A 16,938-nucleotide genomic window follows, 5' to 3' on the forward strand; every position below is an offset into this window, starting at 1 on the left:
TTAGAAGGAGAAAGTAAAAACAAGTGGAGAAAGGTGGGGGAATGTGGTACATTGAGATTAGAATGTGGGGGTTGTGGGTATGTTCATGGGAGAGTACCATCATAACATCGATATAAAGGGCCGTTTGATTGTCCCAGTGAAATTCAGGGAAAATCTCGGGGAGCAATTTGTCCTTACCCGCGGACTCGATCAATGTTTATTTGGTTACCCTATGGAAGAGTGGAAGCTGCTTGAAGAAAAGCTGAAAGCCCTACCTTTAACAAAAAAAGATGCCCGAGCCTTTACCCGTTTTTTCTTTTCTGCAGCTACAGAGTGCGAAATTGATAAACAAGGGCGAATTAATATCCCCACGCCGCTTACTTCATATGGCCAATTGGAAAAAGAATGTGTAATTCTTGGTGTTACCAATCGTATTGAGATTTGGAGCAAATCCCTTTGGGAAAACTATTTTTCAGCTTCTGAGGATTCTTTCGCTGAGATAGCAGAAAATATGATTGGCTTTGATATTTAAGGCTGCCCCCAGAAATAGGGTCACTCAATAACCGATTGGAAGGATGTCTAGCATGTTTCAACATACAACAGTGTTATTAAAAGAGACGGTTGATGGATTGAACATCAAACCTGATGGAATTTATGTGGATTGTACTTTAGGAGGAGCCGGTCACAGCGAATACTTACTTTCACAGCTCTCTGACAAGGGTAGGCTTTATGCTTTTGATCAGGACGAAACGGCGATTCGGAATGCTAAGGAAAAATTGGAAAGCTATGGCGAACGTATTGTTCTTGTTCCTAATAATTTTAAATACTTAAAAGAAGAGTTGAATGCCCGGGGAATCGAGAAAGTGGACGGGATCCTTTATGATTTAGGTGTGTCATCCCCACAATTGGATACACCAGAGCGTGGTTTCAGCTATAACCATGATGCACCTTTGGATATGAGGATGGACCAAAGTGCTGCCATTTCTGCCTATGATGTCGTGAATACTTGGTCATTCCATGATTTGCTGAGAATTTTCTTCCAATATGGCGAAGAAAAGTTTTCGAAACAAATTGCCAGGAAAATTGAAGCGGCACGTGAAATAAAACCGATTGAAACGACATTCGAGCTTGTGGAGTTAATTAAGGATGGAATACCGGCCCCGGCAAGACGTAAAGGCGGACACCCTGCGAAACGAGTGTTCCAAGCAATAAGAATCGCTGTGAATGACGAACTTGGTGTCTTTGAAGATTCCTTGGAGCAAGCCATATCGCTTTTGGATAAAGAAGGAAGAATATCTGTCATTACATTCCATTCATTAGAAGATAGAATTTGTAAAACGGTATTTAAAAAAGCCAGTAGCATGCCGGACCTTCCGCCTGGACTTCCAGTTATCCCGGATGAATTCAAACCAACTATGAAAATAATTACGAGAAAACCGATTTTACCTTCTGAAGAAGAATTGGAAGGGAATAATCGTTCCCGGTCGGCTAAGTTAAGAATCGCCGAAAAGCAATAATCACAGAAAAAAATCAGTAGAGGGGGAACATGAATGAGTTCCATAGCCAAAAAAATACAAGAACAGCAATATGAAGACCAACAGCAGCAACAGACGCATCAAACAGTGGTCATCCGTAAAGCGAAGATATCCATTGGTGAAGTTTTCTTACTATGTGCCCTTGCTATCATGGTTACCTTTATGGGAGTGAAAATAGTCTCTAATCAAGCGGCCATCTATGAAACGAATAAAGAAATCCAGCTAGTGGAAACGTCGATTGAAAAACAGGGTAAAGTGAATGAAGATTTGAAAGTACAGGTTGCTGAACTTAGTACATACGAAAGAATTTGGAAAAAAGCTGCAGCGCTAGGCTTCAAGTTAAATGAGAATAATGTGAAGGGTGTGCAGTGATAATGCAGAAACAAAAAAATATGAAGCATGGGGCAGCCGGATTATTCTTCTTATTCGGCCTGCTCTTTTTTGTATTAGTCTGCCGCTTTTTGTATATTCAGGTGACAGGTACAGCAGGCGGGGAGGTACTGGCTTCGAAAATCGACAAGAAATATGAAAAAAAACAGGTCCTAGAAGCCAAAAGGGGAAGCATACTCGATACTAAAGGTGAAGTCATCGCTGAGGATACTCCCTCCTATATCTTAAGGGCTGTACTCAGTGAAAAGGAGCCGGAGCATGTCAAGGATCCGGAGATGACCGCTAGTAAGCTAGCTAAATATATCGACATGGATGAACAGGACATTTATGAAAGACTTACGAAAAAAAAGGCATACCAGGTGGAGTTTGGCAGTGCGGGCAAGGATTTGACTCAGGTCGTCAAGCAGAAAATAGAAAAAATGGAACTGCCGGGAATTACATTCGGAAGTACGAATAAACGTTTTTATCCTAATGGAATTTTCGCCTCCCATCTGATTGGCTATGTAGAAAAGGATGAAGAAACGGAAGAAATGGCTGGTAAGTTCGGCATTGAAAAGTACCTCAATAAAGAACTACAGGAAACGAACGGGGAGCTGACATATGACAGTGACTCATGGGGCTTTCTTTTACCGGATACGAAGGAAAAGGTGGTTGCCCCGGATAATGGCAATGATGTCATGCTTACGATCGACAAGAAAATACAAACGTTCCTGGAAGATTCGATGAGCAAAGTGCAGGAAAAATACGATCCCGAGCAAATCATAGCGATTGTCTCCAATCCAAAAACGGGGGAAATTGTGGCGATGGGGCAAAGGCCTACCTTCCACCCGACAACGAAAGTCGGGCTTACGGATACTTGGCGTAACCTGGCTATTGAAGAAAGCTTCGAACCGGGATCAACCATGAAAACATTCACCCTTGCCGCGGCTGTTGAGGAAGGGGTCTTTAATCCGAATGAAAGCTTTGTCGCTGGAACCTACAAAGCCGGATCGGGGAAAATCGGAGATCATAGCGGAATCGAAAGAGGGAAGAGCATGACATTTCTTGAAGGGGTTCAACGTTCCTCCAACGTCGCTTTTGCCACTCTTGCAATGGATAAGATAGGAGAGGATACTTTCCGTGAGTATTTGACTAAGTTCGGATTTGATAAAAAAACGGGAATTGACCTGCCGAACGAGATAACTGGAAAAATTCAATACAAGTATAAGCTTGAAAAAGTTACTACTTCCTTTGGACAGGGTTCGACCGTTACACCGATTCAACAAATCCAAGCTGCATCCGCAATAGCCAATGACGGAAAAATGATGCAGCCGTACGTGATAAAAAGCATTTCCGATCAAGATACCGGAAAAATTTTGAAAACGACAAAGCCAAAAGTGACAGGGCAACCGATTTCGGCAGAAACTGCAAAACAAGTACGTGATTATTTGGAAACGGTAATTTCCGCGAAAAAAGGAACAGGGAAAAAATATGCCATTGATGGGTATGAAGTAGCGGGGAAAACCGGTACTGCACAAATTCCTGGTCCGACAGGTAGATATTTAGAAGGGAAAAATAACTATGTATTCTCCTTTTTAGGTATGGCTCCAAAAGATGATCCGCAGTTGGTCATGTATGTGGCGGTCAAGCAGCCGAAGTTAGGTGTATCTTATGTTGGGGCTGATCCATTGTCAGAGATATTTAATCCTGTCATGCAAAATAGCCTGCAATATCTAAACATAAAGCCTTCTGAGGTTAAAAAACAAAAAGCAAATAAAATCGTTGACTATACGAATCAAACCGAAAGTTCAGCTGTAAAAGAACTGAAGGAACTTGGCTATGATGTAAGTACGATCGGCAGTGGGCGTAAAGTGCTCGATCAATCCCCAAAAGCGGGGAGTATACTTTTACAGGGTGAAAGGATAATCCTGAGGACGGAAGGAGAAATGAAAGTTCCTGACATGAAGGGATGGTCCCTGCGCGATGTTATGAAATTGGCTAAGGTTGCAAAACTGGAGCTAAAAACTGAAGGTACTGGATATGTGAGTAAACAAAGTCTTGAGGCCGGGAAAAAAGTGAAGGAAGGAGAGACCTTCGATATTGAATTATCCCAGCCTGAAGGGGCTGGTGAAGATATACCGACAAAAGAGACAACAGAGTGAAGATAAAGAGGGGATCCAAATGGATCCCCTCTTTAATTCTTACAAAGTTTCTAGTCTAGCATCGAGTAGACAAGCATATATTGAAGCATGTATGAAATGGAGGTGCCTGTTTTTGCGTGTTTCGAATGTTACTGTCCGAAAACGGCTGGCAATCGCATTGGCGATCGGTATCGTTGTTTTTTTTATCATTGATATCCGATTGGGAATTGTACAGTTTTATCTAGGGGATAAGTTGACGGGGCTGGCTAAAGATTCCTGGAGCAGGAATATTCCTTTTGAAGCCAAACGAGGAGAAATTCTCGATCGGAATGGTGTTGAGCTGGCAACGAATATATCTGCTCCAACAGTCTATGTCATCCCAAGACAGATTGAGAATCCTGGGGAGACGGCGGAACAGCTTGCTTCAATATTGGATATGACAAAGGAAAAGGCTTATCAATGGTTAACGAAACAGGCGATGAGCGTCAGAATTCCGGAAGGCAGAAAGATATCTCATGAAAAGGCGAAGGAAATAAAAGCATTAGGGATAAAGGGCGTTTATATAGCTGAAGATTCAAAGCGCCATTACCCATTTGGTGAATACCTTTCGCATGTTCTTGGCTTTACAGGCTCTGACAATCAAGGGTTGATGGGTATTGAATTGTCATATGATAAGGAACTAAGCGGAGAAAAAGGATTCGTTAAATTTTACTCCGATGCGAAAGGGAAAAGGCTTGAGAATATGGCCGATGACTATAAGCCCCCTGTTGATGGTGATAACTTGAAGCTAACCATCGATAGCAAAATCCAGACAATTGTGGAGAGGGAGCTCGATAATGCGGAGGCGACATATGATCCCGATGGTCTAATTGCCATTGCAATGGACCCGAATACAGGGGAAATATTGGCAATGTCAAGCAGGCCAACCTTCGACCCGGCCAATTTTCAAAATGTACCTTCAGAAGTGTATAATCGTAATTTACCAGTTTGGAGTATATATGAACCAGGTTCGACTTTTAAAATCATCACGCTTGCTGCGGCGCTTGAGGAAGGGAAGGTCGACTTACAAAAGGAACATTTTTATGATTCCGGACATGTGGAAGTGTCAGGGTCTACACTGCATTGCTGGAAAAGCGGAGGACATGGGGACCAAACTTTTCTTGAAGTCGTCGAGAACTCATGTAACCCTGGTTTTGTAGAATTAGGGAACCGGCTTGGTAAAGACAAGCTGTTTAAATATATAAATGATTTTGGGTTTGGGCAAAAGACGGGGATTGATTTAACAGGAGAAGGAAAAGGAATCATGTTCAACATGGATCAAGTGGGTCCGGTTGAGCAGGCAACGACAGCGTTTGGACAAGGTGTAGCCGTAACGCCCATTCAGCAGGTGACAGCGGTATCGGCGGCTGTGAATGGCGGAACTTTGTATACACCTTATATCGCGAAGGAACTTGTGAATCCAAAAAATGGGGAAGTGCTGATGCGAAAGACCCCACAGGCGAAGAAAAAAGTGATTTCAGAAGCAACCTCGAAGAAAGTCCGTGAAGCACTTGAATCCGTTGTCGCCCAAGGTAGCGGTAAAGGAGCATTCGTGGAGTCGTACCGAGTCGGCGGGAAAACGGGTACAGCCCAAAAAGCTGAAAATGGCAGATACCTTGAAAATAATTATATTCTCTCATTCATTGGGGTCGCACCAGCGGATGATCCGCAAATCGTCGTTTATATCGCTGTGGATAATCCGAAAGGAACGGTACAGTTCGGCGGGGTCGTTGCCGCACCAATCGTTGGGAATATCATGGAGGATTCACTTAGGGCCATGGGCGTCAAGCCAAGGAAAAACCAGATTGAGAAGGAAACGGTCTGGACGGATCCTGTCATGGTCGAGGTACCTGACGTTGTGGGTCTAAGCAAAAAAGAGTTGCAAACCCAGCTGATCGACCTTAAGCTGGATATTGCCGGAAATGGGGATAAAGTCATAAATCAAGCCCCGGATCCAGGTGTTAAAGTAAAACAAGGCTCCACAATAAGAATTTATCTTGGCGAAAATACAGAATAAGTATAATATAATATATGAATAGTTAAAGCGGCTGAAGAATCATCAGCCGCTTTGTTTACGGAGTCGGGATAACCCCGTATAATTGAAATTGGTTTCTCGACAAGCCAAGGCTAATCACATATAATGAATCCTCAAATTAAGTTGAGAGGGATGGAAAAATGAAGCTTCACAAATTACTATCTTATTTACACTCCTTATTTACGTATGAAGGAGAAAATCCTGAAATCACCTCCATTGAAAATGATAACCGTAAAGTCATAGACGGAAGTTTATTTGTTTGTATAAAAGGTTATACAGTCGATGGTCATGATTTTGCCCGACTTGCTGTAGAACATGGAGCTGCAGCAGTCATTGCCGAAAGGCCGCTTGACCTCGATGTTCCCGTGATCGTAGTCAGGGATTCGAGCAGGGCGATGGCGGTGCTTGCCGATGCATTCTATGGCCATCCGACTCAGAAGATGCGCTTGATCGGAATTACAGGTACAAATGGAAAGACGACGACCAGTCACTTATTGGAAAAGGTTTTCGAGGATCGACAAGAAAAAACAGGCTTGATTGGCACGATGTATACAAAAATTGCCGATACGGTATATGAAACTAAGAATACGACGCCAGATAGCGTTACGCTGCAGAAGGCTTTTCATGAAATGGCCGAAGCATCCGTTACCACTGCCATTATGGAAGTTTCATCACATGCACTTGAGCTTGGACGCGTCCATGGCTGTGATTATGATATTGCCGTCTTTACGAATCTCACACAGGATCATTTGGATTTTCATAAAACCATGGACAGATACAGGCAGGCAAAATCCTTATTTTTCTCACAGCTAGGCAATGCTTACATAGAAAATCGTCCTAAATATGCTGTGCTTAATGCTGATGATGAGGCAACAGCTGATTTCATTAAAGCGACTGCTGCTACAGTTGTAACATACGGCATAGACAAAGAAGCAGATATCAGGGCCAAGGATATACAAATTGATGCTAATGGCACATCGTTCACCTTGACAGCAGGTAAAGAAGAGCGTTACATTCAGCTGAAGCTAATTGGTAAATTCAGTGTTTATAATGTGCTCTCTGCAATCTCAGCTGCTTTGTGCGCCGGTAACGATCTAGATGAGACAATTAGATCCATAGAGGATATAAAAGGTGTTGCAGGCCGTTTTGAGCTCATTACAGCGAATCAGGACTTCCCTGTCATTGTTGACTATGCCCATACTCCGGATAGTTTAGAAAATGTTCTAAAGACTGTTGGTGAGTTTGCTAGAAAGAAAATTTTCGTGATAGTGGGCTGCGGCGGGGACCGAGACAAGACAAAGCGTCCCATCATGGCCGAAATAGCATGCAGTTTGGCGACTGACCCGATCTTCACTTCGGATAATCCGCGCAGTGAAGATGCTGCCCAGATCCTCCGGGATATGGAAGCTGGTGTAGCAGGCAAAGAATATACGGTTATTGAAGACCGCAGGCAGGCGATTGCTTACGCTGTTTCCAAGGCGGAAGAGGGCGACGTTATATTAATAGCCGGAAAAGGTCATGAAACCTATCAATTGGTCGGTGACGAAGTGCTTCACTTCGATGACCGTGAAGAAGCGGAAAAGGCGATTCAAAGTCGTTTGGGTTCAGTTTGAACAAAGCTGAAATTGCCATGCAACAAATAAGAAAAGACATCAAGCAGAATTTTATATTTGAATTGTGTTAGGAATGAGGGAGTAAGGAATGTTGGAACAAGTGATTTTTTATACGATTTTGGTGGCGTTTTTAGTAACCGTTCTTCTTTCGCCGATTTTCATCCCGTTTTTAAGAAGATTGAAATTCGGGCAAAGTATTAGGGAAGAAGGCCCACAATCGCATCTGAAGAAAACTGGAACACCCACCATGGGCGGTTTGGTCATTTTATTATCTGTCACCATCGCTACACTAGTCATGACTTTGAAATTTTCGGCACCTTCAACCGAAACGTATTTATTATTATTCGTTACTTTAGGTTTTGGTTTATTAGGTTTCCTGGATGATTTCATCAAAGTGGTCATGAAGCGAAACCTAGGATTGACTTCCAAGCAAAAACTGCTTGGACAAATTGTGATTTCTGTCATCTTTTACTTCGTCTTTAAGCAGACAGACCGTTTTAATCCTGAATTGACGATTCCAGGTACTGACTTTGCTTTTGATTTTGGCTGGTTTTATCTGTTTATCGTTATTTTCTGGCTGGTAGGTTTTTCGAATGCCGTCAATTTGACGGATGGGCTTGATGGACTTGTCTCAGGAACATCAGCCATTGCCTTTGGTGCTTTTGCCATTTTGGCCTGGAGTCAGTCACAATATGATGTCGCTATTTTTTCGGTGGCGGTTGTCGGTGCAGTACTCGGGTTCTTGGTATTCAATGCACATCCAGCAAAGGTTTTCATGGGGGATACGGGTTCCTTGGCCCTTGGGGGAGCAATCGCAACCATCGCCTTGTTAACGAAGCTTGAAATCCTACTGGTAATCATTGGCGGAGTCTTCGTGATTGAGACGCTCTCGGTCATCCTGCAGGTAGGATCTTTTAAAACGACTGGTAAACGTATTTTTAAAATGAGTCCGCTTCACCACCATTATGAGCTTTCCGGCTGGTCGGAATGGCGCGTCGTCGTGACTTTCTGGACAGTGGGGCTGCTGTGTGCGGTACTTGGAATCTATTTAGAGGTGTGGATATAATTGAAAGAGACTGCAAAGTATTCAGAGAAAAAGATATTAGTATTGGGTTTGGCAAAAAGCGGAGTGATTGCAGCTTCGCTTCTACATAAATTAGGTGCTTTCGTGACGGTTAATGACATGAAGCCATTATCGGAAAATCCTGAGGCTCAAGGACTTCTTGAACAGGGAATCAAAGTCATCTGCGGCAGTCATCCGATCGAGCTTCTTGATGAGGGTTTCGAGCTGATCGTGAAAAATCCGGGAATCCCTTATCGGAACCCTATCGTAAAAGGGGCATTGGAAAAAGGGATCCCTGTTATCACGGAAGTTGAACTGGCCTATCAGATAAGTGAAGCACCTTTCATAGGGATCACTGGTACAAATGGGAAAACGACCACGACAACATTGATATACGAAATGTTGAAGACCGGTGAAAAATCCCCGCTGGTTGCCGGTAATATCGGGACAGTGGCTTCTGGTGTTGCTGAAAATGCAAAACCCGATGACTCGATTGTCATTGAATTATCATCGTTTCAGCTAATGGGAATAGACGAATTTCGCCCTGAAATCTCAATCGTGACAAATTTGTATGATGCACATTTGGATTATCACAGTTCAAAACAGGAATATGTCGAAGCAAAAGCTGCCATTACGAAAAATCAAATAGACTCAGATTTCATGATTTATAATGCAGATCAAGATCTTGTTTTGTCCATGGCGAAAAAGACCAAGGCTGAACTTGTTCCTTTTTCAGCTGAAGTGAAACATGAGAATGGAGCCTATGTGGAAGATGGTGCCGTCAGTTTCCGAGGAGAAAAAATCATTGAAGTTTCAGAGATAGCCCTTCCTGGGAAGCATAATTTGGAAAATGTGCTCGCTGCCATCTCAGCGGCCAAACTGAAGGGTGTAGCTAACGAAGCCATACAGACTGTACTCAAAACATTTTATGGTGTGGAGCACCGTCTGCAGTTTGTGGCAACGATCGATAACCGTAAATTTTATAATGATTCGAAAGCGACGAACATTCTTGCAGCATCCAAAGCGCTAACTTCCTTTACGGAACCTGTCATCTTATTGGCGGGCGGTTTGGATCGCGGAAATGAATTTGATGAGCTGAAACCGGCGATGAAAAATGTCAAAGCCGTGATAACTTTTGGTGAAACGGCAGAAAAAATTGAACGGGTAGCCAAAGAATTAGGAATAGCGAATATAAAACGTGTCGATAATGTAGAAAAGGCCGTGCCGGCTGCATTTGAATTATCAGATGAAGGCGACTGCATTCTTCTCTCCCCTGCTTGTGCAAGCTGGGATCAATATAAAACTTTTGAGCAAAGAGGAGACATGTTTATGGAGGCCGTGCATAAACTTAAGTAAGAGCTTTCGCAGAGAGAAGTGAACTTGCTTCTACGTTGACACCATGGAAAAAAGCGATAATGAGCCGTTATCGCTTTTTTTTTGACTAAAGTGCTGACAAGCAATCAGCATTGATGTTTATATTCGCAGGCTCGAAAAACTTCCTAGAGGTGGATGTCCGTGCCATTAAAAAAATCGAATCCTGATCTCATTCTCATTATCGTCACCTTAAGTCTTTTGACTGTTGGATTAATCATGGTTTACAGCGCGAGTGCCATTTGGGCAACATATAAATTTGATGATTCGTTTTATTTTGCTAAAAGGCAGTTGCTGTTTGCCTGCGTTGGTGTCATAGCCATGTTTTTCATCATGAATGTGGATTACTGGACGTGGCGGACATGGGCCAAGATCCTTATCATCATTTGTTTCATTATGTTACTGGCTGTGCTTGTACCAGGTATAGGGATGGCGAGAAATGGTTCGAGGAGCTGGATTGGTGTGGGTGCCTTTTCGGTGCAGCCCTCTGAGTTCATGAAGCTGGCGATGATCGCTTTTTTAGCTAAGTTTTTATCAGAACGGCAAAAGCTGATCACCTCCTTTAAAAAAGGGATGCTTCCATCCTTGGGTTTAGTGTTTTTGGCATTTGGATTGATCATGTTACAGCCGGACCTTGGAACGGGAACGGTGATGGTTGGAACGTGCATCGTTATGATTTTTATATCCGGGGCAAAAATCAGTCACTTTGTTGGCTTGGGGCTAATCGGGGTAGCAGGTTTTATCGGACTGATTTTGTCAGCGCCCTACCGGATAAAAAGGATCACGTCTTTTCTGGATCCTTGGGAGGACCCTTTGGGCAGTGGATTTCAAATGATTCAATCGTTTTATGCAATCGGACCAGGGGGATTGTTCGGATTGGGACTCGGGCAAAGCCGCCAAAAGTTTTTCTATTTACCAGAACCGCAGACTGATTTTATCTTTGCCATACTTTCCGAGGAGCTTGGCTTCATCGGGGGTTCTCTTGTCATTTTATTATTTGCGCTTATGCTTTGGCGGGGCATTCGGATTGCACTTGGTGCCCCTGATTTATATGGGAGCCTTGTAGCGGTGGGAATCATTGCAATGGTCGCCATTCAAGTGATGATCAATATAGGTGTGGTAACGGGTTTGATGCCAGTTACGGGTATCACCTTGCCCCTCTTAAGTTATGGTGGTTCATCACTGACGCTCATGTTGATGGCGATTGGGGTGCTCCTGAATATTAGCCGTTATTCAAGGTTCTGAAAATAAGTGAAATATATGGTTTGGCAAAAGGGAAGTTCTGTTAAACGCAGGCTTCCTTTTTTTATGTTGAAAACCCTTGCAGGAAAACGATTTTGGATGGTGCCTTGCCGAAATTTAGAAATAAATGAAATGCCGCTTAAATATTACCATGTATGAATGTTGAGGAATCCACAATAAATATTGGCAATACGTCTTTGTTTAGACTATAGTATAAGAGGGTTAGGCCGTACTGGGGCTTGCTTCTGTTCATTTTTCTGCTAAAAAGGCGTTATTAAACTTGTAATATAAGTGACCTCATGGAAGAGGAAATGAAAATTATAACCTGGAATTTTTGGAACAACAAGGAGGTTTATCATGGATAATGTGATAAAGCAATTAACTGAAATGAAAATCGGCAAAGTTCTTGAACAGGAACCGCTTGCAAATCATACAACTATGAAAATTGGGGGGCCGGCAGATTTATTCATCGTGCCTTTATCCATTGAGAATATAGAAAAAACAATGAAGGTCATCAAAGAAAATGGGATTCCATGGACGGTGATCGGCAGGGGCTCTAACCTACTTGTGAGTGATGGCGGAATTGAAGGTGCCGTGCTTAAATTGGGTAAAGGACTTGATCATCTCGAGATAAATGGGCCGGAGATAAAAGCAGGAGCTGGGGTATCACTTGTCAGCCTGTCCGTACAAATCAGTAAAAAAGGATATGCAGGATTGGAATTTGCCAGTGGGATTCCTGGTTCCGTCGGCGGAGCAGTCTATATGAACGCTGGTGCACACGGTTCAGATATGAGTGAAATTCTCAAGGAGGCACATGTTCTTTTTGAAGATGGAACCCTGGCTTGGCTTTCGAAAGAAGAAATGGAGTTTTCTTATCGAACTTCTCTGCTTCAGAAGAAAAGACCTGGTATCGTACTGGAAGCAATTTTTCAATTGACAGAGGGTGATAAAACCGAAATCGTTGAAAGAATGCAGAATAACAAGAATTATCGTAAAGATACCCAGCCGTATAATCTTCCATGTGCCGGGAGCATATTTAGGAATCCACTTCCACTCCATGCTGGTAAATTGGTCGAGAATGCAGGCCTGAAGGGACATTCTATTGGCGGAGCTCAGATTTCACCGATGCACGGGAACTTTATCGTTAACACAGGTAATGGAAGTGCAGCGGATGTTCAAGCGTTGATACAGCATGTGAAGGATACTGTGTATGATAAATTTGAAGTTGAAATGGAAACAGAAGTGGAAATTATCGGCAGAAAATAATAGGATTCATAATATCCAAATATTGTGATATAATGTGTTACCTTTTAAAGTTTGTTAATAACCAAATATAGAGTTTGTCTTGATTTCGCACTGTCAAGAACCATCCATTTTTTCAGGAAGAGGTGAAGGGGATGGAAAAGGGGAAAATCGTTTCCATTGAGGACCGCATCCCGAAATTAAAACAATTAAGAAAAAGCAAAGCAAACAGGCGGCTTGTTCTTTTGCTTTCCCTTTTCTTCATTCTGGTTGCTTGTGTGCTATATTTCTTATCTCCGTTAAGCTATGTGAAATCCGTGCAGGTAGAGGGGAATCGTTATATTACTTCCAAACAGATCATTAAATTGAGTAAGGTGAAGAAGGATCGAAGCATCTGGAAGGTTGATACAGGGGAAGCTGCAGCCAATATCAAAAAAAATCAAGAAATAAAAAGCGTTAAGGTGACACCGATATTTCCTAATTCCATTAAAATTACGGTTTCGGAACATAATAGGATGGCATATCTGTCCAATAATGGGAAGTTTGCACCCATTTTGGAAAACGGGTCCGTTTTAGAGGAGTTGGCAACAGGCGAAATTCCAGTATTTGCCCCTGTTTTAATTGGTTTCAAAGAGGGTAAAGCATTAAAGTTGCTTTTAGAAGAGCTGGACAAGCTTCCAATCGAGATTCAGAATGCCATTTCAGAAATTCATTACGCTCCAACCAAAACTGATGTCTACCATATCGTCATGTATATGAACGATGGGTTTGAAGTAAGTGCGACAAGCCGGACTTTATACGAGAAAATGATTCACTATCCATCAATTGTCAGCCAGTTGGATCCAAATGTAAAGGGAGTCATCGATCTGGAAGTGGGTTCTTATTTTAAGGCATATGAAGACGCTGATCAAAAGGAAGACACTAATGAGGAAAATTAATGGCAAGCGGGTGGTTTTACCCCTGGTTTGCGTGGTGCTCGGATTCATGATAGCCTTCTCTTACAATCTGACCAAAGAAGGTGAAGGTGCAGGGAAGGACAAAGCCTGGGATCAGGAATATGAGCTGAGGCAGAAGCTGATCGAACAGGAGAAGCAGAACCGGGAACTTCAGAAGGAACTCCTTCAGAAGCAAGAAAATGTATCCCAAATAGAAAAAGACTTAGCGCAGGAAAAGCAGCTTTTTTTCAATTTGGCAAAGGATACGGAAAAATACCGTATGTTTCTCGGGAAAGTGAAAGTGAAAGGCTCAGGCCTGCAGGTGACGCTTGAAGATGGTACGGATATGGATTCAGAAGCCAATGTTAATAATTACCTCGTCCATGAACAGCATGTCTTCAAGGTCGTCAATGAACTATACATATCAGGTGCAGAGGCTGTTGCGATTAACGGTCAAAGGTTAAATCATGATTCATACATAATCTGTAATGGGCCTGTGATTACAATCGATGGCCATCAGCATCCTGCTCCCTTCATCATATCTGCGATTGGGGACCCGGATGTCCTGGGTGCTTCACTGGACTTACCCGGTGGCATCAAGGAACAGCTGGTTAATGAGAATATTATCTTTACAGTGGAAAAACAAAAGAATATCATTTTTGATCCAATTATTGGAGGGTGATCAGACCGCCGGATTCGATGAAAGATTGGTGAGAAACTGGAAATGAAAAAAAAGCTTTCTTTTAGTTTGGTTACGTTGATTGCTGGCTTCATGCTCGCTATTCAATTCAATTTGGTGAATCAGCCTGTCGTTTCCGATACAAGGGATATGTGGGAGCTGAAAAATGATTTATTGAAAGAACAGCAGACCCAGGCGGATCTAATAGAGGGTATAGGGAAGCTTGAGGGAAAAATAGCATCCTATGAAACAAAGAAAAATGAGAGTAAAGAAGAAGTATTGCGTGACACCCTGACCGAATTAAAGACAGATGCAGGTTTGACCGAAATTAAAGGTAATGGGGTCATCGTATCTATACAGCCTATCAAAGCAGATCTCCTTCTTGGTGAGAGGGTCGAGTATATTTCACCTGTTTTGATCATTCGGCTCATTAATGAAATGTATAGGTATGGCGCTGACGAAATTTCCATTTCAGGACAAAGGTATATATCAACATCGGTTATTCGTGATATTAATGGGCAGCCGAAAATGGACGGGTATCCTCTTGTTCATTACCCGGTCGAAATACAGGCAATAACCGTTAATCCAAAGAAACTGAAGCAACGCATTGAAGGTTCCGAACTTATGGATGATTTCTTTATAGATAATTTTGAAGTGCAGATCAATGTGCCTTCCGGTGAGTTGACATTGCCGGCTTACCAAAATGCTATTAATGTGGAACATATGGAACCCATTATGGATGGGGGTGAATCGTAATGTGGCTTCCAGTTTTTGGACTATTGATTGGAATCACCCTTGGTTTTTTGGTGGATTTTGATATTCCACATGAATATTCAAATTATCTTTCCATTGCTGTGCTTGCTGCTTTTGATACCTTATTTGGGGGCATACGGGCCCATTTGCAAAATCTTTATGATGAAGTTGTATTTGTAACAGGATTCTTCTTTAATATTGTTTTAGCCGCAGGTTTGGCTTTTCTAGGTGTACATCTTGGTGTAGACTTATATTTAGCCGCAATCTTTGTGTTCGGTGTAAGGCTCTTTCAAAATATCGCCCTGATTAGAAGGATCCTAATTGAAAAATGGTCCATTTCCCGGAAAAAGCAGAAAAAAAATCTATAATTTTAAAGGGAATTAAGTTATAAATGACGAATAGTTTATGGCAGTATCTAGTTTATTAAGTGTATCAGTCTCGTTGAGAAGCGAACAATAAGCACCATAAGGTGGGAAATCTACGAGTTTTGTTCGGGAAATACTAAATGAACCGCATTTCTATGAAATTCGCGAGTTGTTGTAATCAGTTCTGTTATTCTATAATGTATAAGTCTTCGATATAAAAATGTTATTCTACTAATACATGTATAAAACTGAAGGAGGTGCCATGGAATGAACAGCAACGAAATATACGTAAGTCTTGACATCGGTACATCCAGTGTAAAAGTTATCATTGGGGAAATGGTCAATGACACATTAAATATAATCGGCGTAGGAAATGTTAAATCAGAAGGGCTCAAAAAGGGTTCGATCGTCGGTATAGATGAAACCGTCCAATCCATTCAAAAGGCTATAGAGCAAGCAGAACGGATGATAGGGATGGAGATAAAGAATGTAATCGTCGGCATAAGCGGAAATCACGTGACGCTTCAGCCATGCCATGGGGTAGTAGCGGTATCCAGTGACAATAAAGAAATTACCGAGCATGACGTTTTCCGTGTTAGGGAAGCAGCGGAGTTAATAACGATACCATCCGACAGGGAAATCATCGACGTGGTGCCGATTCACTACAAAGTTGATGAACTTGATGAAATCAGTGATCCAAGGGGCATGATAGGTGTCCGGTTGGAAATGAGAGGGATTTTAATCACAGGTCTTCGGACAATTTTACATAACACACTGCGCTGTGTGGAAAGGGCAGGGTTGGAAATAACCGATATCGCGCTTCAGCCGTTAGCCGCAGGTTCCCTTGTTTTATCCAAGGATGAAAAAGAACTTGGTGTGGCACTTGTCGATATTGGCGGTGGTTCCACGACTCTGGCAATTTTCGAACAAGGCTATTTACAATATACGTCTGTGATACCTATAGGCGGGGAAACACTTACGAAGGACCTTTCCATCGTTCTAAGGACAACGATGGAGGAAGCTGAGAAAATAAAAGTAAAGCATGGACATGCCTTTTATGATGACGCGTCTGAAGATGAAGTATTCCAAATACCGATCATCGGCAGCGATCAGCAACAGACCTGCAACCAGTTAATGCTTTCGGATATCATTGAAGCGCGGGTGACCGAAATATTCGAGTTGATTCAAGATGATTTGAAGAGACTTGGCTTCCAGGATATACCGGGTGGTTTCGTGTTGACCGGGGGCGTCGTCAAGATGCCGGGAGTCCTGGAGCTAGCTCAATATGTGTTCCAAAACCGAGTAAGGACAGCTGAACCGAATTACATCGGTGTCAGGGAGCCCCAATACACGACAGCTGTTGGTTTGATTAAACACGCATGCAAGAAAGAGAGAATGCAAAAAAACACCGCTAATAAAACTCCTGTAGCAGCTGGACAAGCTCAAGAAGATAACGACCAGCGCAGCCAGAAGGTTTCTCAGAAAAACAAAGAGAACACGGCTAAAAAACAAGGTGAAAAAGGTGAATCTAAATTCAAAAAAATCCTGGGTTACTTTTTTGAATAACAATCATTAAG

15 protein-coding genes are annotated in these 16,938 nt (G+C 42.4%); all 15 read left to right on the forward strand.

Annotated features, from left to right (window positions below; genetic code table 11):
* The first annotated feature begins 79 nt into the window (after positions 1-79).
* The 15 genes from mraZ (at position 80) to ftsA (ending at position 16,927) form a co-directional block, all read left to right on the forward strand.
* Positions 80-511, forward strand: coding sequence for a division/cell wall cluster transcriptional repressor MraZ (mraZ, locus tag AC3ISB_RS07755; RefSeq protein ID WP_034313914.1), 432 nt, complete (start codon positions 80-82; stop codon positions 509-511).
* Positions 512-563: 52 nt separating this feature from the next.
* Positions 564-1,496, forward strand: a complete 933-nt coding sequence (gene rsmH / locus AC3ISB_RS07760) for a 16S rRNA (cytosine(1402)-N(4))-methyltransferase RsmH (RefSeq protein WP_034313911.1) — start codon at positions 564-566, stop codon at positions 1,494-1,496.
* 33 nt (positions 1,497-1,529) lie between these two features.
* Positions 1,530-1,886, forward strand: a complete 357-nt coding sequence (gene ftsL, locus AC3ISB_RS07765) for a cell division protein FtsL (RefSeq protein ID WP_076366682.1) — start codon at positions 1,530-1,532, stop codon at positions 1,884-1,886.
* A gap of 2 nt (positions 1,887-1,888) precedes the next feature.
* Positions 1,889-4,045 carry a penicillin-binding protein gene (locus tag AC3ISB_RS07770; protein WP_489275967.1) on the forward strand — a complete coding sequence of 719 codons (2,157 nt, stop codon included), beginning with the start codon at positions 1,889-1,891 and terminating at the stop codon, positions 4,043-4,045.
* A 112-nt stretch (positions 4,046-4,157) separates the two neighbouring features.
* Complete coding sequence (locus AC3ISB_RS07775; RefSeq protein WP_098371086.1) at positions 4,158-6,080, forward strand: stage V sporulation protein D; 1,923 nt, start codon at positions 4,158-4,160, stop codon at positions 6,078-6,080.
* A gap of 158 nt (positions 6,081-6,238) precedes the next feature.
* On the forward strand, positions 6,239-7,711 hold the full coding sequence (locus AC3ISB_RS07780; RefSeq protein WP_489275969.1) for a UDP-N-acetylmuramoyl-L-alanyl-D-glutamate--2,6-diaminopimelate ligase: 1,473 nt from the start codon (positions 6,239-6,241) through the stop codon (positions 7,709-7,711).
* Positions 7,712-7,799: 88 nt separating this feature from the next.
* Positions 7,800-8,777, forward strand: a complete 978-nt coding sequence (mraY, locus tag AC3ISB_RS07785) for a phospho-N-acetylmuramoyl-pentapeptide-transferase (protein WP_034313901.1) — start codon at positions 7,800-7,802, stop codon at positions 8,775-8,777.
* Positions 8,778-10,130, forward strand: coding sequence for a UDP-N-acetylmuramoyl-L-alanine--D-glutamate ligase (gene murD, locus AC3ISB_RS07790; RefSeq protein ID WP_141992216.1), 1,353 nt, complete (start codon positions 8,778-8,780; stop codon positions 10,128-10,130). It begins immediately after the preceding gene.
* Positions 10,131-10,283: 153 nt separating this feature from the next.
* On the forward strand, positions 10,284-11,390 hold the full coding sequence (spoVE, locus tag AC3ISB_RS07795; protein WP_245406448.1) for a stage V sporulation protein E: 1,107 nt from the start codon (positions 10,284-10,286) through the stop codon (positions 11,388-11,390).
* Between the two features lie 354 nt (positions 11,391-11,744).
* Positions 11,745-12,653, forward strand: coding sequence for a UDP-N-acetylmuramate dehydrogenase (gene murB, locus AC3ISB_RS07800; protein ID WP_489275972.1), 909 nt, complete (start codon positions 11,745-11,747; stop codon positions 12,651-12,653).
* Between the two features lie 131 nt (positions 12,654-12,784).
* Positions 12,785-13,567 (forward strand): cell division protein FtsQ/DivIB, encoded by a 783-nt coding sequence (locus AC3ISB_RS07805; protein ID WP_098371081.1) that lies wholly within the window; start codon positions 12,785-12,787, stop codon positions 13,565-13,567.
* A complete protein-coding gene (locus AC3ISB_RS07810) occupies positions 13,554-14,246 on the forward strand; it encodes a DUF881 domain-containing protein (protein ID WP_098371080.1) in 693 nt (230 codons plus the stop codon). The genes AC3ISB_RS07805 and AC3ISB_RS07810 overlap by 14 nt, the downstream gene beginning before the upstream one ends.
* Positions 14,247-14,288: 42 nt before the next feature.
* The gene (locus tag AC3ISB_RS07815; protein ID WP_098371079.1) at positions 14,289-14,999 is read left to right on the forward strand and encodes a DUF881 domain-containing protein; all 711 of its coding nucleotides are present in this window, start codon (positions 14,289-14,291) and stop codon (positions 14,997-14,999) included.
* Positions 14,999-15,364 (forward strand): small basic family protein, encoded by a 366-nt coding sequence (locus AC3ISB_RS07820; protein WP_098371078.1) that lies wholly within the window; start codon positions 14,999-15,001, stop codon positions 15,362-15,364. Before AC3ISB_RS07815 ends, AC3ISB_RS07820 begins: the two co-directional genes overlap by 1 nt.
* Positions 15,365-15,628: 264 nt before the next feature.
* The gene (gene ftsA / locus AC3ISB_RS07825) at positions 15,629-16,927 is read left to right on the forward strand and encodes a cell division protein FtsA (protein ID WP_098371077.1); all 1,299 of its coding nucleotides are present in this window, start codon (positions 15,629-15,631) and stop codon (positions 16,925-16,927) included.
* Positions 16,928-16,938 lie beyond the last annotated feature (11 nt).

This window comes from Peribacillus sp. GL_122, assembly GCF_057835005.1.